Genomic DNA, 581 nt, shown 5'->3' with positions numbered 1-581 from the left:
GAGCATCCAAGCCCGTGAAGGGAAGGTGTATTGCTGCGCGGTGATCGACGCCTACTCCCGACGCATCGTGGGCTGGGCCATCGACTCCCGCCAGACGGCATCGCTGGTACTGGCCGCGCTCGACATGGCCATCGCCGCACGCTCACCCGATCGGACGGTCATCCACAGCGACCACGGCGCTCAATTCACCTCATGGGCCTTCAGCCGTCGCATCACCGAGGCCGGCTTGGCCGGATCGATGGGCACCATCGGTGACGGCTACGACAATGCGATGATCGAATCTTTCTGGAGCAGAATGCAAATCGAGCTACTCGACCGCAAGAAATGGAAGACCCGCACCGAGCTGGCCGACGCGATCTTCGATTACATCGAGATCTTCCACAACAGACAACGCCGCCACTCCAGCATCGGCTGGCTTAGAGCTCCTATCAGGTTCGGTTGCGGGCTCTTCGCCAGCAGATGAGGGCGGCGGCGAGGTCGAGGAGTCCTTGGTGGATGTCGGTGCGTCGTTCCCAGCGGGTGGCGAGGCGGCGGTACTGGTGCAGCAGGGCCAAAGATTGTTCGACGATCCATCGCCCTGT

1 pseudogene is annotated in these 581 nt (G+C 62.3%); it reads left to right on the top strand.

Features of this window, described 5'->3' with window-relative positions:
- Positions 1-409 (top strand): annotated as a pseudogene (locus ON21_RS30160) (DDE-type integrase/transposase/recombinase); the annotation flags it as partial.
- Positions 410-581: the final 172 nt, after the last annotated feature.

Origin of the sequence: Nocardia araoensis NBRC 100135, assembly GCF_000308435.1 — a bacterium.
Lineage (GTDB): Bacteria > Actinomycetota > Actinomycetes > Mycobacteriales > Mycobacteriaceae > Nocardia > Nocardia araoensis.
Note: the sequence above shows the minus strand (reverse complement) of the source record. Positions and strands in the feature narration are given on the sequence as shown.